We start from the raw sequence: 21,225 nt of genomic DNA on the forward strand, positions 1-21,225 counted from the left end.
CGCTCCCGGTTTCGTGGGCGCCAACCATATTCGATTGTAACGATTTGGCAACATTACTGACTGCAACACCCCGCGCGTATCACGCCACACCCGACATCCACCCATGAGCACAGGCCACACGCAAAGGTGATCCACGCTACACTTGGAGGTGTTTGGTAGGAGGAATCCATGGAAAACTTTGAGCTCACTGACCTGATGGTTGACCGCGCTCGCGGCGCCCTGCTCGCCTCGGCTGCAGGCGACGCGCTTGGCGTACCCTACGAATTTGGCAAAGCCCCCGATGATCCCCAAATGATAGGTGGCGGGCTTGGCCCGTATTCGCCCGGCGAATGGTCGGATGATACGCAGATGGCGATCTGCGTCGCGTCCGTTGCTGACTCCGGCGTGCGGCTCACATCCGACGCCGCACATGATGAGATCGGCCAGAACTTCATCGATTGGATGCGCGACGGCGCGTCCGACATCGGCATCCAGACCCGGGCGGTCCTCGGGCGAGCAGCCGACATGGACGGCGACGTATCCGACCGGCTGCGCCATGCGGCCAAAGAGTTTAGTGCGAGTACCGACCGGTCGGCTGGCAACGGTGCACTTGCCCGGATTGCTCCCATTGGCATTTCTTTCCTGTGGGACCGGGAGGCCACGGCCCGGGCCGCGCGCGACATCGCGTCGCTGACGCACTGTGATCGGGAAGTGGAAGAATCCTGCGTGCTGTGGGCGGAGGCGATGCGGGTGGCCGTGGTGGACGGCGTGCTTGATGTTCGTGCAGGTCTCGACCTTTTGCTTGAGGATTCGCGGGATAAGTGGGAGGCGTTGATTGACGACGCCGATCGCGGACTCGTGACCCCGCGGACGAACGGGTACGTGGTCTCGGCGTTGCAGTGCGCATGGTTTGCGGTCAAGGCCACCACGGAATACTTCGGAGAGGCCGCCGTGTTTGATGGGGTTCGCCGAGCGGTCAAGCTCGGCGGTGATACTGACACGGTTGCTGCGATTGCGGGCGCTTTGCTGGGTGCACGTTGGGGCGAATCGGCGGTTCCGCAGAAGTGGAAGGACGCCCTATTCGGATGGCCGGGCATGACAGGCGCCGATTTAGCCGATATGGGTGAAAGAATCGTGCGAAATTCCCAGCCGCGCGGGTTCTAACCGACCGACAGCGACATTTCATTGCGCTATAGCGCAAGATCTTCGTATATACGAAGATCGGGCTCCAGGGCGCAATGAAATGTCGCTGGAGCCCGAACACGGGCAGGGCCGAAGCCACATACAGCAGGCCTGGAGCCAGCATACGGTGGGCTTCGACAAACAGTCATCGCCCGTCCACGTGCTGTTCACCCAGGTCAGCGCCAGCTAGACCTGGCGATATAGTTGCAGTATGAAGAAAACAATCGCTCGGCTGGCTGCCGCATGCATGGTGTTTCCGCTCGCCCTCACCGGATGTTCCTCTGAAGAAGCTACCCCCACCGATGCTGTGCTTGAGTTCCTCAAGGCCACAAGCGACGGGGACATGAACAAAGCCTGCGCGATGGTTACCCCGGAAACTGTGGAAATCCTCAAGAAAGAGACGCGGCAAAGCTCCTGCGAAGAGGCCATACGAGCATCAATGGAACAGGCCAGGCCAGGGGTGGTGGAAGCGACTGCCAAGCTCACGGCCGAACAGCTCACTGAGATCGAGATGGGTGACCGAGTCATCGTCGAATATGAAATTGACGATTTGCCGTATTCTGGCGTGGTGGTCAAGCGCGACGGCAAGTGGTACATCACTTACGAATAGGTCCAGCTCCCCGCAGTTAGTCGCCGCGTAGCTGCCCGGCCTTGTCCAGTAGTTCGAAGCCGTCGGCGCCGCGGATGATGGGCACGCCGGCATCTTCGATGTCGGCGTCTTTTCGTGATCCTTGGGTGGCTTCGGTGGTGCCGTGCGAAAGAACTTGTTCGAGCGGGTCGAGGGTGCGCATGGCGATTCCGCGCACCCGGTTGGGATGTTCGCGGGCGAGGTCGTCGTAGATGATCGGGTCGTGCTGCCCGTCGTCGCCGATCAAATACCACTGGATGTTGGGGAACATGATGAGCAGGTTGCGCAGCTGTGTCTTCTTGTGTTCCATGCCGGAGCGGAAAAGGCCGGTGGGGGTCGGCCCCCAGTCGGTCATGAGCATCGGGCCGACGGGCAGTCCGTGTTTTTGGATGAATAGTTGCATGGAGGTGTACACGTTCCAGGCGCCGGTGGACAGGTAGAAGACGGGCGCGTCCGGGACCGGTTCGAGGAGGTGGTCGTAGAATTCGGCCATGCCGGGTACGGGTTTGCGCATGTTGGTGTGCAAGATGAAGGCGTTGTAGGCGGCGATCATGGCGCGCGGGAGGGACGTGACGAGGATCGTGTCGTCGACGTCGGAGATCAGCCCGTGGGTGGTGTCTGGCGAGACGATCATGATTGGCGCGGTCACGGGTTCGCCGGCGGCGGGCGTGAGCGTGGCTTCGTGCCAGCCGGGTTCGAGGCCGTGGTTGTCGATAAGGAGGTCGACGTAGCCGGAGCGGTCGGTGCGCGTCTCGATGGTTTGCTGGCCGAGTTGCACGGTGACCGGGAGGAAGCCGACCTGGGTGGTAAAGAATTGCCGCCACCCGCGTTGGGCGTATTCGGCTTGTTCGGCTACGAGTGTGGCAATATCACGCATGCCTTGCGTGGTGAACGAGTGTGCGGAGGATGGCAAGAAGGGGATCTGGAACGGTTTTGAATCTTCGTCCGGGTCGGCCATGATGGCGCGCGCGAGCACTTTCGCGGCGGTCACAGATCCGTAGCCGGTGTATCCGGTCAGCCGTGGCAGCCAGCCTTGTTCGCGCCGGCGCACGATGTTCCGCCGGTTCAGGCCGTCTTCAAAACGCCGGGCCAAGTTCGCAATTGCCATGGTTCCAGCCTACCTGCCACTTGGTGGGTGGGCGCGCATTAATCGCACGACGCCGGTCTGCCCGGCAGCACCCGCCCGTCCACCTAGCGCGCGCCCAGCGAGCCCTAGTTTCCGAAGGTGGCCAGCTCGAGGCCGAAGGCTTCGGCTACGCCGCGCTCGTAGAGTTTGCCGTCGAATGTGGAGAGTCCGCGGGCGAGGTCGGGCAGGTCATGCATGGCTTGTTGCCAGCCGGCGTCGGCGATGTGGAGCACGTAGCGCATGGTGGCGTTGGTGAGCGCATACGTGGAGGTGTAGGGCACGGTGCCGGGCATGTTGGCCACGCAGTAGAACAGGCAGTCTTCGAACTCGAAAGTTGGATCGTCGTGTGTGGTGGGGCGGGAGGCTTCGAAGCAGCCGCCTTGGTCGATGGCCACGTCTACGAGCACGGAGCCGGGCCGCATGTCGGCTACCATCTCGTTGGTGACGAGCCGTGGGGTGCGGGCGCCGGGGATGAGGACGGAGCCGATGACGGCGTCGGCGTTTTTCAACCCGCGGGCCACGGATAGTTCGGTGGAGTATTCGGTGTGGATGCGCCCGGAGGTGACGTCGTCGATGTAGGCCATGCGGCGGAAGTCGACGTCGTAGACGGTGACGTCGGCGCCCATGGCGGAGGCGATGCGGGCGGCGTGGAAGCCGACTGTGCCGCCGCCGAGGATGGCGATGTTGGCGGTGCGGGTGCCGGGTACGCCGCCCATGAGGATGCCGCGTCCGCCGCCGACTTTGAGCATGAGGTGTGCGGCGATTTGGGCGGAGAGTCGGCCGGCAACTTCGGACATGGGCGCGAGTAGGGGGAGTACGCCGTTGTCGGTCTGCACGGTTTCGTAGGCGATGGAAGTGACTTTACGGGCGAGGAGTTCGCGGGTGAGCTCTTCGGAGGCGGCGAGGTGGAGGTAGGTGAAAAGGACCTGGCCTTCGCGCATGAGGTCGTATTCGGCGGGGGTGGGTTCTTTGACTTTGAGGATCATGTCGGCTTGTGCCCAGACGTCCGCGGCGGTGGGGGCGATGTAGGCGCCGACGTCGGCGTAGTCGTCGTCGGTGATGCACGAGCCGATGCCCGCACCGCTTTGTACCATGACCCGGTGGCCGGCACGGACGAGTTCGTGTACGCCAAGCGGCGTGATGGCCACCCGGTATTCGTTGTTTTTAACCTCTGTGGGCACTCCAATAAGCATCTGTCCTCCTGCTGGTAACGCGTTAAGTTTACAAGGCGGGCAGGCGTGTACGAGCGTGTTGCCGTTGATTGGTGTGAATCAAGTGTTGCCGTGTGCGACGACGGTGGACTTGTACCGGTATAAATCTGCCCGGTAGACGTGGAATCCCCATTCGATGATGTGGCCGCGCGCGTCGTAGGCGGTGCGGTCGATGGTGAGCACCGGGTCGCGGGTGGAGATGGCGAGCAGGCGGGCTTCGCGTTTGTCGGGCCGTTCGGCTCCCACGGATTGGGTGGTGGAGGTGGGGACGACGCCGGATTCGCGCAGCAGTTCGTAGAGCCCGCGGTGTTCGAGCTGGTCGTCTGGCGGTGCGATGGCGGCGGGCAGCCAGTTGTAGAGGATGGCGACTGGTTGGCCGTCGCGTAGGCGGAGCCGTTCGAGTTCGACTACCGAGTCGTCGACGGCGACGCCGAGCTGTTTGGCGATGGCGTCGGTGGCGCGGCGGTGGTTGTATTGCAGGATTTTCGACGTCGATTCGTGCCCGGCGTCCTGGATTTCTTCGTGGAGGGACGGCAGTTGGAGGAGTTGGTGGTGGGGTCTGGCGGCGACGACGGTGCCCACTCCGCGGCGCCGGTGTAACAGGCCTGCTTCGACGAGCGTTTGCAGGGCTTGCCGGGCGGTTGGCCGGGAGACTTTGAGGCGCTGCGCGAGCGAAACCTCGTTTTCGATGCGGGTGCCGGGGCCGATGACGCCGTCGAGGATCGCGCGTTTGATGGGCGCGGAGATTTGGGCGTGCAGGGGCGCTGGCGACGTGCGGTCGATGTCGATGTCCGGCTCGTAGCGCTCTGCCATCCGTCCCTCTTTTCCGTGTGCGGCGATTGTGCGGCTGCCTACAGTTTACCGCCGGGCTGTGAGAAACGCTGGAATGATCATTTGTCATGACATATACTGGCGGGAAGACACCGAACAAAGGTTGCATAGAACGGCGGCAAATCGCGGTTTCGCGCCGAAAGGCGGGAGGCTGCCAGTGCCGGCGCGCAACCCCGATTAAAAATGAGGCAAGGCTCAATGCTTCTTGAAGCTCGCCAGATGAGCAAGCGCTACCCGGGCGTGCAGGCGCTCGATGCCGTCGATTTCCAGTTGGAGGCCGGGCAGATTCACGCGCTCGTGGGTGAAAACGGCGCCGGGAAATCCACCCTCATGAAGATCCTTGGCGGGATCGTGCAGGCAGATTCCGGTGAGATTATCTACGACGGCGAACGCGTCAGTTTTTCTGGACCGCTCGCCGCCCAGGACGCCGGGATCGCGCTCATCCACCAAGAGCTCAACCTTATGCCGGACTTGACGATCGCGCAGAACATTTTCTTTGGCCGGGAGCCGCGTAAGTGGCTGCGGATTGACGACGACGCGATGGCCGCCCGCTCGGGGGAGATCCTGCAGCGCGTGGGCTTGGATGTGGATCCGCGAATGCCGCTGGGTGAACTGAGCGTGGCTGGGCGGCAGATGGTGGAGATCGCGAAGGCGCTGTCGATGGACGCGCGGGTGCTCATCATGGATGAGCCGACTGCCGCGCTGTCCGCCCACGAGGTTCAGCAGCTGTTTACGATCACGCGCGAGTTTATTGCCGCCGCGCCACGCGAGCGCGCGGTGGTCTATATTTCGCACCGGCTCGATGAGATCCAGGAGCTGTGTACGCACGTGTCGGTGTTGCGTGACGGTAAGAATGTGGCCACCCACCCGGCCGCTGAACTCACGCGTGATGACATGATCGCGCTCATGGTGGGCAGGGCGATTGACACCTCGCACCGGCCGGAGTCGCAGCCGCAGCCGGAGATCGGTTTCGAAGTCCGCTCGATTAAGGCTGGCATGGTCGACGACGTCTCCTTCGCTGTTCGTAAGGGCGAGATTTTCGGGATTGGCGGGCTCGTGGGTGCAGGGCGGACGGAAACCGCCCGCGCGATAGTCGGCGCTGATCCGAAAGAGGGCGGCAGCGTCGTCGTCGGCGGAGAAGAGGTGCGTATCGGCTCGGTGGAAGATGCGGTGCGTGCCGGGATCGGCTACCTGTCAGAAGACCGCAAGCACTACGGCCTGCTGCTCGACCAGTCGATTACGCAGAATATTGCGTTGCCCTCGCTGGGGCGGTGGGCGAACGCGGCGGGCGTGATCGACGACGCCGCGGCGCAGGGAGTCGCCGAAACGGCGGTGGAGAAGCTGGGGATCGCTACGCCGTCGGTGGAGCAGAAAGCGCGGAACCTCTCGGGTGGAAACCAGCAGAAGGTCGTGATTGCGAAATGGGTGGCACGCGACTGCGACGTGCTCATTTTTGACGAGCCGACCCGCGGCGTGGACGTGGGGGCGAAGGACGAAATTTACGCCCTCATGGAGGATCTGGCCGCGCAGGGTAAGGCGATTGTGGTGATTTCGTCGGAGATTGCCGAGCTGCAGCGGGTGTGCCACCGGATTGGCGTCATGTGCCAGGGGCGGATGACGGGCGTGCTCGCCAATGAAGAAGCGACGTCAGAAAACATTATGGATCTTGCCACGCGCTTTACCGTGGCGCGGGCGGGAGGAGAACAATGAACCCGGTTAACTACGTGCGCACCTTGTATACCCGGCATCCGGCGCAGGTGCTCATCGTCGTGTCTGAACTCGCGCTGATCGCGATATTTTCGTTGCTCAGCCCGTACTTTTTGGACCTTGGAAACATCTCGGCGCTCCTGCTGGACGCCTCGGTGTACATTCTCCTCGCGCTCGGACTCACGTTCGTGATCGCCACCGGGGGCATCGACCTCACCCCCGGGTTCGGGCTCGCGTTCACCGGCGTCATCACCGCGCTCGTCATGACGAAGGCGGGCGGACCAATGTGGGTGGCGATCACCGCGGGCGTGATCGCGGGCATCCTCGCGGGCCTGGCACTTGGCATCGTTAACGGATTCCTCGTGGCGAAGCTCAACATGCAGCCGATGGTGGCCACGTTGGCGATGATGCTCGTTGCCTGGGGCGCCGCGCTCTCGCTCACCGGTACGTCGTCGGTGCCGCTCAACGACTACCGGCCATTCCTCGAGCTCGGAAACGGCGAAACCTTCGGGCTGACCAACGCGATCTACCTGTGCATCATCGCCGCGATCTTCGCCCACTTCCTGCTCAAACACACGCTGATCGGGCGTTACGCGCTCGCGATGGGCTCGAACGAGGAGGCCACCCGGCTCTCCGGCGTCGACGTGCAAAAGTGGAAGTGGCGGGTGTATGCGCTCGCGGGCGTGTTCACCGGGCTGGCCGGCGTGCTCATGGCCTCGCGCTTGGCATCCGGTAAGCCGGATGTGGGGCAGTCGTATGAAATGTATGCGATCGCGGCGGCGGTGCTCGGCGGGGCATCCCTGCGCGGCGGTAAGGCCTCCGTGTTCGGCTCGGTCGTGGGTGCGATTCTTATCGCCACGATCCGCAACGGCGCCGTCCACATGGGCGTCTCGGATCAAAACCAGAAGATCCTGCTCGGCGTGGTGGTACTCATCGCCGTGTACTTGGATGTGCGGCGGCGCCCAGCGAAAGAGATCGCCTAGGCGGGAGTATGGGCATGGTATACGCGAAAAAAGAAGGCATCGGTAAGCGTTCTGGTTGGCGGCGTGGGGCGCGGCGCGCCAAAGTTTGTGCGTTGCTTGCGGCGCTCGCCGTCGCGCTGGCCGGGTGTGCTGGCCTGGGTGAGCGGCTGACGGACGCTGACGACAAGCTGGACATCGCCGTCGTCGCTAAAGGTTATGCGAGCCCGTTTTGGGCGGCCGTGAAGGAGGGCTCGTTCGCGGCGGGTGAGGATCTGGGCGTGAATGTCACGTTTAACGGGCCGGACACCGAGTCGGACGTGGTGCGCCAGGTGGATCAGATTAATTTGGCGCATGTGATGAGCCCGGATGCGTTCGTGTTTTCGGCGTTGGATTCCTCGGCGTCGGTGATTGCGCTCGAGCAGTTTGTGGAGTCGGGGATCCCGGTGGTCGCCTTCGATTCGGGTGTGCCGGGTTCGGATATTCCGGTGTCAACTGTGGCCACAAATAATCGTGCGGCGGCGGCTGCCGCGGCGGCGAAGATGATTGAGCTGACCGGCGGTGAGGGCGAGGTGGCGATTTTGGCGCAGTCCTCGACGTCGGTGACCGGCACCGATCGCCGCGACGGGTTCATCGACTATTTGGCCGAGCACGCCCCCAATTTGAAGGTGGTGGACGTGCAGTACAACGATTCGGATCAGGCGAAGGCGGAGCAGCAGGCGTCGGCGATCATTCAGGCCCGGCCGAACTTGGACGGCATTTTTGCTACCGACGACGACGGCGCGGTGGCCGCCGCTCAGACCGCGCGGCGAGCGGGGGCGGACGTGCACGTGATCGGGTTTGACTCGGGCGCGGTGCAGGTGCAGCTCATCCGTGAGGGCGCGATGGCTGGTTCGGTGACGCAAAACCCGTACATGATGGGCTACATGGCGGTGGAGACGGCGGTGAAGGCGGCGCGCGGCGAAGAGGTGGAGAAAGTGATCGACTCCGGCTTCTATTGGTATGACGCCACGAACTGGCAGGATGAGGAGATCCAGAAGGCGATCTACGACTAAACAGCTGGATGCTCAGTCTGAGCATTGGCCGCGGGTGTGAAAGCGCCGCAAAACGGCATACGTTAGATTGCCGTAAATCTACGGCACGTTCGCTGTGGCTTGTCAGCCTTAGGGGAGGACGAGTGAGTCAATGCCTGCGTATTTTTGAGCGGCTTCGTATGTTGAGTTACTAGCGACCTGTTTGATTTTCTCAAGCAGATTGTCATCAGTGACGCGTGCGGCCCGATCAGCGTAGAAGCCCTCGTTGAACACATCAATTCCCATCTGGTGACAGTAATCAACCAACAGATCAGGGTTGAATACCTCAAACGGATCGGCATCAGGTCTAGCAGCAGGCGCCCAGGGGAAAGGCGTTAGGGACTGTTCAACGAGATAGGGCCTATTCCATTTCAATCCGAGATCACTTTGGAACACGGAGACGTATCTATGCTCGATGGGTAACGAACCGGCGTTCTTGTTGTACTGGAGCCACGCGCCGAAGTCAGTAAAATTGCGAATTCCAGATTTCGGGGAGGGCCAGATCAACGACACGTCAACCGTGTCTTTTTTCAACGTGAGCCCGATCCGATGGGAAAGCAACTCTTGCTCCTGGAGAATTGCCCTGTTCGTTAAAATCGCGGTCCATTCATCTGGAACAGTTGCCATTAACAAGTAGTCCGGCTCACCCAACAATGGCTGCAGACCGATTAGGTTCTCTTCAAACGATCCCGGACTTGTCCGAATACTCATCGTGTGGAACTTGCTAGGAAAACGCCACGTATCAAATTGATCTACCACGTCATCAAATGATGCGCGGACGAAACTGATCGAATCCGTCACCGGCATGAACCGACCACCAAACAACGTCGTCCGATGCGAATAAAACCTCAACACAACTAACTTCCCCTCGCACTAAAGCCGATGAGCCCCGACCCGATCCTGAGCTTGGGCATACGACAAAGACTGCGGCTCAACGTTCTTTTTCGCTGCCGAGTTTTCCACCACGAAAATCGGGCCGGAGTAAAACTCTTCGTTATAAGGATCAATACCTACCGCCCGGCAATAGTCGATGACCATCTGCGGGCTGAACCGATCAACAATCCGACGTTTTTCATAAGAGGCCAGATCTTCAAAAGGCATAAACGCCGCTGAATGATCAAACTGCCACTTAACCCGATGATTACCCTGATCACTGACCTGCACATACATGTTCACGCCATATGGGAATGACGGCATCGTGTAGTAGAAAAGCCAACCCGCTTTGGCACCAAACCCCGTGGCCGGATTCTCCGACGCAAACCCAATCGACGCCTGCACATAATCACAACGCAGCCGTTTTGCAGCAACGCTACCATCGGATCCTTGACCAGCCGTAGAATCATTTGAAAACACAGCTGTCCATTGCGGATTTGCTGTCTGGACGAAAGCAGTCTGGCTTCTATCTAACGGCTCCATCGAAGCTAGAAGCTGCTCGAAGTCACCGTGGAAGAACCGGCCTTCTTCGCCTCCTCCATCCCACGTCCGGCGCCAAGTCTCAAACGAGTCAGCAAGTTCGTTCACGCCTGCGGCAATGAAACCAATCCCTTCAGTGACAGGGTAGAAGCGGTTTCCAAAAAGTGTGGTCTCAGGTGTGATGACCAGGCCATGCTTCTTGGTATCTGTTCCCAAACGAGCGGTGCCACTGTAGGTAAATCTTTGATTTGCTGCCCGTTTGTCGAAAAATTGAGTTACATCGAAGCGAACGGGGTCAATCTGGATTTTTCGAGCTCTGTTCCCATCACGATAGGTCACTACGAAATACTTCGTACCTCTAAGTCGGAAGTCCTCAACGTCGACGATGTTCTGATGTGTGAGCACGTGAGTCCCACGAAAGGGGTGGTAGATCGCCACCGAATCTTCATCGGCGACGAGCGCGTACTTGCCATAAAAGTAAATGCCCACGAGCGCTGCCAGACCGGCGATGAACGCCAGAGCGACTGTGATCCAATGGACGGCTACACTGTTTTCGCCAGGGCCACTGACGATGAGGTGAATGCCTGTGGCGATGGTTCCCACGGCCACCAGCATCAAAAGAAGCGGAGCGCCCTTCGAGTAGGTTTGCACAACCCCAGGCGCCTTCGGTTTGCGAGTGGAAAGGACGATCCATGTTGCGATCGGCACGACGAGACCCGCTATGCCCGCGCCTATAATCGAAGGGCTCAACATCATCCACTCACCTCGTCCTTGCCGGCTCCAAGATGGTAAAAAGCATACCGGACAAGCGGGCTGCCGAGATTCAAAATGCGGATATCGCCATCCCTGCGCGTAGTTGTAGCAGAGGCTGATATCGCACTGTGAATCCCGGTCGGGTTCGTCGGCACGGTCGGGCCCGTCAGCCCGGCTGATCAAGCAGGGCTGACGGGCCACTCAATCGAGGTGTTTAGAAGAAGTCGGGCGCGGGCATGCCCACGTACACGGTTTCGAGGTACTCCTCGATGCCTTCCTTGCCGCCTTCGCGGCCCGTCCCCGACTGCTTAAGCCCGCCGAACGGTGCCGCCGCATTGGAAATGGTCGCCGAGTTGACGCCGAGCATCCCGATTTCCAGGCGCTCAGCAAGGCGCAGCACCCGGCTCATGTCCTTCGTGTGGAAGTAGCCGGCCAGGCCCACTGAATCCTTGTTGATCACTCGGATGAGCTCGGCCTCGTCGTCGAAACGAATGACGGGAGCGATCGGACCGAAGATCTCCTCAGTGACGATCTCGGACTCGGGATCGACGTCGACGAGCACGGTCGGCTCGATGAAGAAACCATTGTTGAACGGCTTGCCACCGCCCACGGCGATCTTCGCGCCGGCCGCAACTGCACGGTCCAGCATGCCTGACACGTCGGCCAGCTGCTTCTCAGACACGAGCGGACCCACGTCCGTGCCCTCGGCCAGTCCGTCACCTACCTTTTGCTTCGCAATGGCTGCGGAGAATTTTTCGGTGAACTCGTCGTAGACGTCCGTGTGGACGAAGAAGTGGTCGGCCGCGTTGCACGCCTCGCCCATGTTGCGCAGCTTGGTGGCGACGGCGGCCTTCACCGCTTCGTCAATATCGGCATCCTCGAACACGATAAAGGGCGCGTTTCCGCCGAGCTCCATGGACGTGCGCAATACGTTGTCTGCCGCTTCCTTCAGTAGCGCCTTACCAACGGTGGTGGAGCCGGTGAACGAAAGCTTGCGCATGCGCGGATCTTGGATGAGCGGCCCGGTGATCGGGCGGGCACTCTTCGACGGCAGCACGGAAAGCACGCCCTTGGGCAGGCCGGCCTCATTCATGATCTGCGCGAACAGTAGGGCGGTCAGCGGGGTGTCTTGCGACGGCCGCAAAATCGCCACGTTACCTGCTGCGAACGCCGGGCCAGCCTTGCGGGTGGCCATCGCGAACGGGAAGTTCCACGGGGTAATAAAGAGGCACGGGCCAACAGGGCGGCGCACCACCATCGCCTGCAGGTGGCCTTCAGGAACGCGGAAGTAATCGCCTCGAATGCGGGCGGCCTCCTCGGCGAACCAGCGCAAGAACTCAGCTCCGTAGGTGACCTCGCCGTAAGCTTGGTCGAGCGGCTTGCCCATTTCTAGGGTCATGACCGTGGCGAGCGTGTCCCGATACTTGCCGGTGGCAAGTTCGAAGGCCCGGCGCAAAATTTCAGCGCGCTCGCGGGGAGCAGACACGGCCCAGTCCCACTGAGCGTCGACGGCGATGTCCATGGCGCGCGCGGCGTCGTCGGGAGTGGAATCAGCGACGGAAATAAGCACGTCGCCGGTAGCAGGGTTTAGGACGTCGAAGCGTTCGCCCGACGACGAGTCTGTAAATTCACCGTTGATGAAAATACCCGTGGGGATGTTTGCAAGTAGCTCTGCGATTCGTGAATCGTTCATTTCTAGCCCTTTCCTCCCCCTGCACGGCGCCGTGCAAAGGGTGATTGTGGAAGCAATTTTGGTGACTTTCCATTTTGCTCTTGACGTCGGAGCGTTTTCCAACGAAGATCATATACAAGATCATATACGATCCACCTTGGGGGAGCGCAAGCCCCAAACGCGAACTGGTCGCAGGCGGCAGCAACCGGCAGAGGCAGCAACCAGGCAGCGGGAGAAGGCAGCATACCCAGCGGCAGGTGAACGACCACCGGCAGCACACCTAAGGCAGATCGCAGATTGACTCAGCAAAGGAGCGGGCGTTGAGCCAGAACATTGTTTCGCAAACCCTCGGGGATGAGGTCGGCAAAATCATTGCTGTTCACCTGTCTTATCCTTCACGAGCCGAGCAGCGCGGGCGCATCCCGGCGGAGGCCTCGTATTTTATGAAGGCGTCGTCGTCGCTGAACGGCCCGGGTGAAGTGGTTCGCCCGGACAACGCTGAGCTGCTCGTGTTCGAGGCGGAGATCGCGCTCGTCATCGGCAAGCCTGCTCGTAACGTTTCCGAAGAGGAGGCCTGGCAGTACGTCAGCCACGTTACCGCGGCCAACGACATGGGGATCCTCGACCTGCGCCCGGCCGACAAGGGTTCGAACGTGCGCTCCAAGTCCGGTGATGGCATGACGCCGATCGGTCCGAAGCTCATTCCCGCTGACAAGATCAACCCGCGCGAACTACGCGTGAAGGCCACCGTGGACGGCACGGTCATGCAGGATGATTCCTCCGGAACCCTGCTCTTCCCCTTCGAGCACTTCATCGCCGATCTTTCCCGCGTCATGACGCTCGAACCGGGCGACATCATCCTTACCGGCACGCCGGCAGGCTCCTCGGTGCTCCAGCCGGGCCAGAGCGTCACGGTCGAAGTTTATTCGGAGTCCGACCCGTCGCTTACGTCGGGTGAATTGACGACGACGGTCGTGTCCGGCCCGGCGCTCGCAGACGTTGGCTCCGCCCCCGCGGCTGATGACAAGCAGCGGATCGACGCCTGGGGATCGCGTGAAGCAGCCGGCCTCGAACCGGAATTTGAGCTGACCGACGAGCTGCGCGAGCGGATTTCCAACCTGGCCCTTGCCACCCTGTCGTCGCAGATGCGGCAGAAGGGCTACCCGAACGTGTCGATTGACGGCGTTCGCCCGCAGGTGCCGGGCACCAAGTTGGTGGGCCGGGCGCGTACGCTGCGCTACGTCGGCCATCGCCCTGACCTGTTCAAGAAGTACGGCGGCGGTTACAACGCGCAAAAGCGCGCTATCGACACGGTCAATCCGGGCGAGGTGCTCGTCATGGAGGCGCGCGGCTACGAACACGCCGGAACGCTCGGCGACATCCTCGCGCTGCGGGCGAAGGTGCGCGGCGCGGCCGGCATTATCACCGACGGCGCGGTCCGCGACTGGGCCGCCGTCGAAGAAGTCGGCCTGCCAGTGTTCGCGCAGGCGGCACACCCGTCCGTGCTCGGCCGCGTCCACATCCCCTGGGACACCGACGTGACGATCACCTGCGGCCGCGTCGCCGTCCAACCCGGTGACGTGATTGTTGGCGACGACGACGGCGCGATCGTCATCCCTCCCCACATGGTCGAGGAGCTGGTTGCCGACGCCGAACAGCAAGAATCCGAAGAAGAGTTCATTGCGCAGATGGTCGCCGCCGGCGAATCGGTCGACGGGCTGTACCCGCTCAACGCGCAGTGGCGTGAAAAGTACAACGAGTGGCTCGCGGAGCAAAACGACAACTAAAGCTAGCGGCAGAGCTAGCCGCCAGGCCACTGAAGAACATCAAGAAGCGAAGACCAGGAAAGGTAGACACATGGTAGCCAAGCCAGCGGGAATTCCCGAAGAGATCAAGCACTACATCAACGGTGAGTTCGTTGATTCCGCCTCGGGGGAGAGGTTTGACATCCTCGAGCCGACCACGAACTCCAACTACCTCACGGCCCCGCTGGGCGGCCAGGAGGAAGCGAACGCAGCGGTAGCCGCAGCTAAGGAAGCCTTCGATGAGGGCACGTGGGCGAACATGCTTCCGCGTGCTCGTTGGAAGATCCTCAACGCGATCGCGGACGAGGTCGAGAAGATTAACGACGAGCTCGCACAGATCGAATCGTTCGACACGGGCCTGCCGATCCGCCAGGCACGCGGCCAGGCGAACCGTGCGGCGGAGAACTTCCGCTTCTTCGCAGACCTCATCGTGGCCAATGAGGACAAGGCGTTCTCGATGCCGGGCCGTCAGCTTAACTACGTCAACCGTAAGCCGCACGGCGTGGCCATCCTTATCACCCCGTGGAACACCCCGTTCATGCAGGAATCGTGGAAGTTGGCGCCGGCTCTGGCGTCCGGCGCCACCGTCGTCCTTAAGCCGGCAGAGTTCACGCCGGTGTCGGCGTCGCTGTGGCCGGGCATCATGGAGCGTGCAGGCGTGCCGAAGGGCGTGTTCAACATTGTCTACGGTGACGGCCAGACGGGCGACATGCTCGTCACCCACCCGGACGCCCCGCTCGTGTCCTTCACCGGTTCGCTGGCAACGGGCAAGAAGATTTTCGAGCGTTCCGCTCCGTACATGAAGCACCTCTCGCTCGAGCTGGGCGGCAAGTCGCCGGCGATCATTTTCGCCGACGCCGACTTCGAAGCAGCCCTCGATTCCACCCTGTTTGGCGTGTTCTCGCTGAACGGCGAACGTTGCACGGCCTCCTCACGTCTGCTTGTGGAGCGCCCGATCTACGACCGTTTCGTGGAAGCCTACGCGGAGCGCGCGAAGAAGATCGTGGTCGGCCCGCCGTCGGATCCGACGTCGGAAATCGCGGCCCTTGTCCATCCGGAACACTACGAGAAGGTCACCAAGTACATCGAGATCGGCAAGTCCGAAGGCCGCCTCGTCGCTGGCGGTGGCCGCCCAGCACACCTGCCCGAAGGCAACTATGTGGAAGCCACCGTGTTCGCGGACGTCGCCCCGGACGCGCGGATTTTCCAGGAGGAAATCTTCGGCCCCGTCGTCGCCATCACCCCGTTCGACACGGAAGAAGAAGCGATCAAGCTGGCCAACGACGTCGAATACGGACTCGCAGCCTACGTGTGGACGAACGACATCGCCCGGGCACACAACGTATCCCACCAGATCGAATCCGGAATGGTGTGGATCAACTCGCATAACGTGCGCGATCTTCGCACCCCGTTCGGCGGCGTGAAGGGATCGGGCCTCGGCCACGAAGGTGGCTACCGCTCGCTGGACTTCTACTCGGTGCAGCAGGCAATCCACGTCACCCTCGGTGAGGTTCACACCACGCGGTTCGGTGCCACCGGATACGCAGACAACGATCTTGGCCTCGGGGGACCGAGCGCCTAAAAACTGGTGGGGCGTGCTCGTACGCGGCGCGTCCCACCTACCCAACCCAGCCCGCCGGCAGAAGGTGCGGCATTCAGCCAAAGGAGACTGACATGACTGATATCACGAAGCGCCCCAAGGCGCCTGCTCCAGATATTGTGCGTTGCGCATACATGGAACTCGTCGTCACCGACCTCGAGAAGTCACGCCACTTCTACGTGGATGTGCTCAACCTCGTGGTCACGAAGGAAGACGACAACGCGATCTACCTGCGCACTGCAGAGGAGTTCATCCACCACAACCTGATCCTGCGCAAGGGCCCGGAGGCTGCGGTGGCCGCCTTCGCATTCCGCGTGCGCAGCCAGGAGGAAGTGGACAAGGCAGCGGCCTACTACGAGGAGCTCGGCTGCGAAGTGCGCCGCGGCGATTTCGTCGACGGCGTCCGCAACGCCGTGCGCGTCGTGGACCCGCTGGGCTTCCCCTACGAGTTCTTCTACGAGGTTGACCACGTGGAGCGGCTCGCGTGGGCATACGACCGCCAGGTCCCCGGCGAGCTCGTACGCCTCGACCACTTCAACCAGGTCACCCCGGACGTGCCGAAGGCCGTGAAGTACATGGAGAACCTTGGCTTCCGCGTGACGGAGGACATCAAGGACGACGAGGGTACGACGTACGCAGCATGGGTTCGCCGCAAGCCAACCGTGCACGACACGGCGATGACGGGCGGCGACGGCCCGCGCATGCACCACGTCGCCTTCGCTACCCACGAAAAGCACAACATCCTGGCGATCTGCGACAAGCTGGGCGCCCTGCGCATGTCGGATCACATTGAGCGTGGCCCGGGTCGTCACGGCGTGTCCAACGCGTTCTACCTCTACATCCGCGACCCCGATGGTCACCGCGTGGAAGTTTACACGCAGGACTACTGGACCGGCGATCCGGACAACCCGGTCGTCACCTGGGACGTGCACGACAACCAGCGTCGCGACTGGTGGGGTACGCCCGTCGTCCCCTCCTGGTACACGGACGCCTCGCGCGTGCTCGACCTGGACGGAAATCTGCAGCCGCTCGTCGAGCGCACCGACTCACGTGAAATGGACGTCACCATCGGCGCAGACGGATTCTCCTACACCCGTAAGGGCGACACGGAGAAGGGCTTCAAGTTGGGAGAGCAGGTCTAATGGCACCAGAATCGCATCCGTACAATCGCGATGATCTCGTCTTATCGACGAAGAAGAAGGAAGATCGCCGTGTTGCTGTAGGCACTCTCGTGGGTACGGCCGTGGAGTGGTATGACTTCTTCATCTACGCAAACGCCGCCGCGATCGTGTTCGCACCACTGTTCTTTGACCCGTTCATTCAAAGCTCGGGCGAAGTGGCAGGCCGGTTGATCTCGTTCGCGACAGTCGGCATTTCCTTCTTCTTCCGTCCCCTCGGCGCGGCAGTGGCCGGCCACTACGGTGACAGGATTGGCCGTAAGGCCATGCTCGTCGCAACTCTCCTTCTTATGGGTGTTGCAACGTTCGTCATCGGCCTGCTCCCCACCTATCACCAGGTTGGCGTGATCGCGCCGATCAGCCTGATCATCCTGCGCGTGCTCCAGGGCTTTGCCGCTGGCGGCGAATGGGGCGGCGCAGCGCTCATGGCAGTGGAACACGCTCCTGTGAAGAAGCGTGGCCTGTTCGGCGGCTTCCCGCAGATCGGCGTGCCACTGGGCATGCTCATGGCAACCGTGGTCCTATCGATCACGTCCGCCGTGACCAGCGACGACCAGTTCATGAGCTGGGGTTGGCGCGTACCGTTCCTGTTCTCGATCGTACTCATCGGAATCGGTATGGCGATCCGGCTCGGCGTGAGCGAATCGCCAGTCATGGAGGAGATCCGTGAGGCCGACGAGAAAGACGAGCAGGTGCGCCTGCCGATTGTGGAAATGTTCCGCACGGCATGGAAACCACTTGTTCAATCAGCGCTCATCTTCGCCGGCAACGGCGTGGCAGGCTACATGATCACGGGCGGGTTCATCCTGTCGTACACCACCCAAGATAAGGGTCTAGATCGAGACATCATCCTCAACCTGATCTCGGCAGCGGCCGTGGTGTGGATCATCTCCACGATCTTCTCGGCCTGGCTATCTGACTACATCGGCCGGAAGAAGACGTACATGATCGGCTTCGTTATCCAGCTGGTGTGGGTGTGGGTGCTCTTCCAGTTCCTGGAAACCGGCAACTACACGCTGATCGGCTTGGGCATGATGGTGTGGGCGATCCCCATCGGGTTCACTTACGGCCCGCAGGCAGCAATGTTTGCGGAAATGTTCCCCGCGAAGATCCGCTACTCGGGTGCCGGACTCGGCAACGCTTTCGGTGCTATCCTCGGCGGCGCATTCGCCCCGCTGATCGCCACCTACCTCGTGGCCGAAACGGGAACCACACGTTCGGTGGCCGTCTACATTACGATCGTCACCCTCGTCGCAGTGGCGGCACTGCTGTGGATGAAGGATCGCACGGGCCGTGACCTCAGCCCGGCAGCCGACGCCGAACTCAACGAAAAGATCGAAAAGATCGCGGCAGAAGAAGAAGGAGTTATTGAAACAACCTTCGATCGTGGAGCCGGCTTCTAACGGCTCAACTAGAATCCTTGCTAAGGGATTCACAGTAAGAGAGGGAAACTCATGGGGAACGCGAAGTCAAAATCGACCATGGTGTACGAGGCTCTTCGCGATGCGATTGTGGCAGGGCGGTACACGCCGGGTTACCGGCTAACCATCAGCACGTTAGCGAAAGAATTCGGCGTGTCCGCCGTCCCCGTCCGGGAAGCCATCCGCTGGCTTCAGGCCGAAGGTTTCGTCGAATACACCCATAACGTGGGTGCGCAAGTCACCCAGATCGACGTCACCAAATACGCAGATTCGCTCCGCGTACTGGCCTTGCTAGAAGGAATGGCAACGGCGTCGTCGGCACCCCACCTGACGGGCGCCGACCTCGCTACGGCACGCAAGCTCAACGACGAAATGCGTTTCGTCGTCGGGATGCCCGTGTTTGACTCGGCGAACTATCGCAAACTGAACGAACAGTTTCACGCTGTGCTCACGTCCGCGTCCCCCAATTCCCGTCTCATTAGTCTTATGAAAAGAGAAGCAGAACGCGTCGCGCTCATGCGCCGAACCTCGTTCGAGTTCGACGCCCAGCGTTCCATGACGTCAGTCCAGCAGCATCACGAGCTTTTGAATCTCATTGAAGGCGGCGCCGATGCCACCGAGATCGAGATTTTTGCGCGGCAGCACAAGCTCGCATCGCTGGAGCGTTCGCTCAACACACTTACTGACACGGAACCAGTTGCTGGTACTGAAACCACAACTGCCACATAACCAGGAAAGGCTTTCAAGTGAAGTTCCATCACCACGGATATATTTCCGAAGATCCCCGCGTGCAGATCGCACACGAATCCTGCGTGGATCGCAACCCGGATCTCCCCGACGAGGTGGATGTTCTTATCGTGGGCGCCGGCCCAGCCGGGATGATTACGGCCGCTCAGCTCTCGGTTTTCCCCGAGATTGAGGCGCGCATTATCGACGTTCGTGACGGGCGGCTCCCGCTCGGGCACGCTGACGGTATTCAGTCTAGGTCGGTTGAGACCTTCCAGGCGTTCGGCTTTGCTGAGGAAGTGATTGAAGAAGGTTACCGAATCACCGAGACGGCGTTTTGGAAGCCAGACCCGGATAACCCCGACCACATTATTCGCACCGGTTGGACCGACGACGACCCGAACGGCCTGTCTGAATTCCCGCACCTGATCGTCAACCAGGCGCGTATCTTGGACTACTTCCGGCGCTTTATGGGCCGGCAGGCCTCGCGTATGCCGGTGAATTTCGGTTGGGAGTTCCGCACGCTGCGTATTAACGAAGGCGCGGAATACCCGGTGGAGTGCGAGCTGGTGGGCTCGGGCGCGGCCAACAAGGGCGAAGAACGTACCGTGCATGCTAAGTACGTGCTGGGTGCCGACGGCGCGCGCTCCAACGTGCGCACGGCCATCGGTGCGAAGAACTCGCGCGTGATCTCCAACCACGCGTGGGGCGTTGCCGATATTTTGGTTGACACCGACTTCCCGGATGCGATGACCAAGGCGATCATCAACTCCAACCACGGCTCTATCTTGCACATTCCGCGTGAGGGCGGCTTCCTGTTCCGCACCTACGTGGACCTCGGCGAAGTTCCTGAGGACGACAACCACCAAGTGCGCAACACTCCGCTTGAGGAGATCGTAGCCAAGGGTAACAAGATCATGAGCCCGTACTCCTACCAGGTCAAGGACGTGGCCTGGTGGTCCGTGTACGAAGTGGGGCACCGCGTGACCGAACGGTTCGACGACGTCCTGCCAGAAAACCGGGGCAGCCAAGACCCGCGCGTGTTCATCGCCGGCGATGCGTGCCACACCCACTCGGCGAAGGCCGGGCAGGGCATGAACGTGTCCATGCAAGACGGGTTCAACCTGGGCTGGAAGCTTGCGCAGGTGTTGCGCGGCTACTCCTCGCCGTCGCTGCTGTCCACCTACAACGCTGAGCGCCAGCCGGTGGCGCAAGACCTCATCGACTTCGACCTCGAATGGTCTGGCAAGATGGCTGCCACCGGGGAAAGCGACGAATCGATCGAGGACTTCTACGTGCGCACGTGGGAATTCCCCTCCGGGTTCCGAACCGAGTACCCGCCGTCGCTGCTCATCGCTTCGGATGCGAAGCAGGAGCTGGCCACCGGCTACCCGCTGGGCAAGCGCTTCAAGTCCTACCGTGTGATGCGCCGCTCGGACGCTCACGACGTCCACCTTGGCCACCTGCACGAAGCCGACGGCCGCTGGCGCATCTACGTGTTCGCCGACCGTCCGAAGGCTGACGCCCCGGATTCGAAGGTGCGCGCCTTTGGTGACTGGCTGAAGAACTCGCCGGACTCGCCGGTGGTGCGCCACACGAAGCCGGGCGACGACATCAACTCGGTGTTCGACGTCAAGGTCATCTACCAGCAGCCGCACCGCGAGTTTGAGCTCGGGGACGCGCCGGAGATTTTCCGCCCGCGTGTTGGCAAGTACCAGCTGGAAGACAAGAACGAAGTGTTCGGCATCATCCACCACCCGGGCATCCCAGAGAAGCGTGACGCCCTGGTTCCGGCCACCACGAACATGTTCCAAAAGGAAGACATCTTCGAGGCGCGCGGGATCTCGCGTGATGGTGCCGTGGTTGTTGTACGGCCAGACATGTACGTCGCCCACATCACCTCGCTTGAGGACACGGAATCGCTCGCCAACTTCTTCGCACCGATCTTTGATCTGAGCTAG

General features: G+C 61.3%; 17 protein-coding genes. 11 read left to right on the forward strand and 6 right to left on the reverse strand.

Translation table 11 applies throughout. From position 1 onward, the window contains the following. Window positions 1-168: 168 nt before the first annotated feature. Window positions 169-1,143 carry an ADP-ribosylglycohydrolase family protein gene (locus EL234_RS05590; RefSeq protein WP_126416533.1) on the forward strand — a complete coding sequence of 325 codons (975 nt, stop codon included), beginning with the start codon at window positions 169-171 and terminating at the stop codon, window positions 1,141-1,143. A gap of 229 nt (window positions 1,144-1,372) precedes the next feature. Further along, on the forward strand, window positions 1,373-1,771 hold the full coding sequence (locus EL234_RS05595; RefSeq protein WP_126416534.1) for a DUF4878 domain-containing protein: 399 nt from the start codon (window positions 1,373-1,375) through the stop codon (window positions 1,769-1,771). A gap of 16 nt (window positions 1,772-1,787) precedes the next feature. Here the strand turns inward: EL234_RS05595 and EL234_RS05600 are convergent, their stop codons facing one another. From EL234_RS05600 to EL234_RS05610, 3 genes are all read right to left on the reverse strand, one after another. After that, complete coding sequence (locus EL234_RS05600) at window positions 1,788-2,897, reverse strand: App1 family protein (RefSeq protein ID WP_126416535.1); 1,110 nt, start codon at window positions 2,895-2,897, stop codon at window positions 1,788-1,790. 104 nt (window positions 2,898-3,001) lie between these two features. Continuing rightward, on the reverse strand, window positions 3,002-4,108 hold the full coding sequence (gene ald, locus EL234_RS05605) for an alanine dehydrogenase (RefSeq protein WP_126416536.1): 1,107 nt from the start codon (window positions 4,106-4,108) through the stop codon (window positions 3,002-3,004). A 78-nt stretch (window positions 4,109-4,186) separates the two neighbouring features. After that, the gene (locus EL234_RS05610) at window positions 4,187-4,939 is read right to left on the reverse strand and encodes a GntR family transcriptional regulator (RefSeq protein ID WP_126416537.1); all 753 of its coding nucleotides are present in this window, start codon (window positions 4,937-4,939) and stop codon (window positions 4,187-4,189) included. A gap of 237 nt (window positions 4,940-5,176) precedes the next feature. Between EL234_RS05610 and EL234_RS05615 the strand changes: the two genes are divergently transcribed. Genes EL234_RS05615 through EL234_RS05625 form a run of 3 tightly spaced genes read left to right on the forward strand, consistent with a single transcriptional unit; the run spans window position 5,177 to window position 8,678 of the window. Continuing rightward, window positions 5,177-6,667 carry a sugar ABC transporter ATP-binding protein gene (locus EL234_RS05615; protein WP_241968952.1) on the forward strand — a complete coding sequence of 497 codons (1,491 nt, stop codon included), beginning with the start codon at window positions 5,177-5,179 and terminating at the stop codon, window positions 6,665-6,667. Beyond that, on the forward strand, window positions 6,664-7,647 hold the full coding sequence (locus EL234_RS05620) for an ABC transporter permease (RefSeq protein ID WP_126416539.1): 984 nt from the start codon (window positions 6,664-6,666) through the stop codon (window positions 7,645-7,647). The genes EL234_RS05615 and EL234_RS05620 overlap by 4 nt, the downstream gene beginning before the upstream one ends. Before the next feature lie 14 nt (window positions 7,648-7,661). Continuing rightward, window positions 7,662-8,678, forward strand: a complete 1,017-nt coding sequence (locus EL234_RS05625; protein ID WP_164712387.1) for an ABC transporter substrate-binding protein — start codon at window positions 7,662-7,664, stop codon at window positions 8,676-8,678. A gap of 108 nt (window positions 8,679-8,786) precedes the next feature. Here EL234_RS05625 and EL234_RS05630 read toward each other — a convergent pair whose 3' ends face one another. The 3 genes from EL234_RS05630 to EL234_RS05640 form a co-directional block, all read right to left on the reverse strand. Beyond that, window positions 8,787-9,497, reverse strand: coding sequence for a hypothetical protein (locus tag EL234_RS05630; protein WP_126416541.1), 711 nt, complete (start codon window positions 9,495-9,497; stop codon window positions 8,787-8,789). A gap of 72 nt (window positions 9,498-9,569) precedes the next feature. Beyond that, entirely contained in the window at window positions 9,570-10,865 is a 1,296-nt protein-coding gene (locus EL234_RS05635) for a hypothetical protein (RefSeq protein ID WP_126416542.1), read from the reverse strand. Window positions 10,866-11,076: 211 nt separating this feature from the next. Next, complete coding sequence (locus EL234_RS05640) at window positions 11,077-12,555, reverse strand: NAD-dependent succinate-semialdehyde dehydrogenase (protein WP_126416543.1); 1,479 nt, start codon at window positions 12,553-12,555, stop codon at window positions 11,077-11,079. Window positions 12,556-12,854: 299 nt separating this feature from the next. On the opposite strand from EL234_RS05640, the gene EL234_RS05645 reads away from it, so the two are divergent. The 6 genes from EL234_RS05645 (at window position 12,855) to EL234_RS05670 (ending at window position 21,225) form a co-directional block, all read left to right on the forward strand. Next, window positions 12,855-14,321: a fumarylacetoacetate hydrolase family protein gene (locus EL234_RS05645; protein WP_126416544.1), complete on the forward strand. Its 1,467-nt coding sequence runs from the start codon at window positions 12,855-12,857 to the stop codon at window positions 14,319-14,321. 70 nt (window positions 14,322-14,391) lie between these two features. Continuing rightward, window positions 14,392-15,921, forward strand: a complete 1,530-nt coding sequence (locus EL234_RS05650; protein ID WP_126416545.1) for an aldehyde dehydrogenase — start codon at window positions 14,392-14,394, stop codon at window positions 15,919-15,921. Between the two features lie 92 nt (window positions 15,922-16,013). Continuing rightward, window positions 16,014-17,081, forward strand: a complete 1,068-nt coding sequence (gene hpaD / locus EL234_RS05655) for a 3,4-dihydroxyphenylacetate 2,3-dioxygenase (protein WP_126416546.1) — start codon at window positions 16,014-16,016, stop codon at window positions 17,079-17,081. After that, the gene (locus EL234_RS05660) at window positions 17,081-18,520 is read left to right on the forward strand and encodes an MFS transporter (RefSeq protein WP_126416547.1); all 1,440 of its coding nucleotides are present in this window, start codon (window positions 17,081-17,083) and stop codon (window positions 18,518-18,520) included. The genes hpaD and EL234_RS05660 overlap by 1 nt, the downstream gene beginning before the upstream one ends. A 51-nt stretch (window positions 18,521-18,571) precedes the next feature. Next, window positions 18,572-19,267, forward strand: a complete 696-nt coding sequence (locus tag EL234_RS05665; protein WP_126416548.1) for a GntR family transcriptional regulator — start codon at window positions 18,572-18,574, stop codon at window positions 19,265-19,267. 17 nt (window positions 19,268-19,284) lie between these two features. Then, complete coding sequence (locus EL234_RS05670; protein WP_126416549.1) at window positions 19,285-21,225, forward strand: FAD-dependent monooxygenase; 1,941 nt, start codon at window positions 19,285-19,287, stop codon at window positions 21,223-21,225.

The organism is Trueperella bialowiezensis, from assembly GCF_900637955.1.
In the GTDB taxonomy this organism is placed as follows: domain Bacteria; phylum Actinomycetota; class Actinomycetes; order Actinomycetales; family Actinomycetaceae; genus Trueperella; species Trueperella bialowiezensis.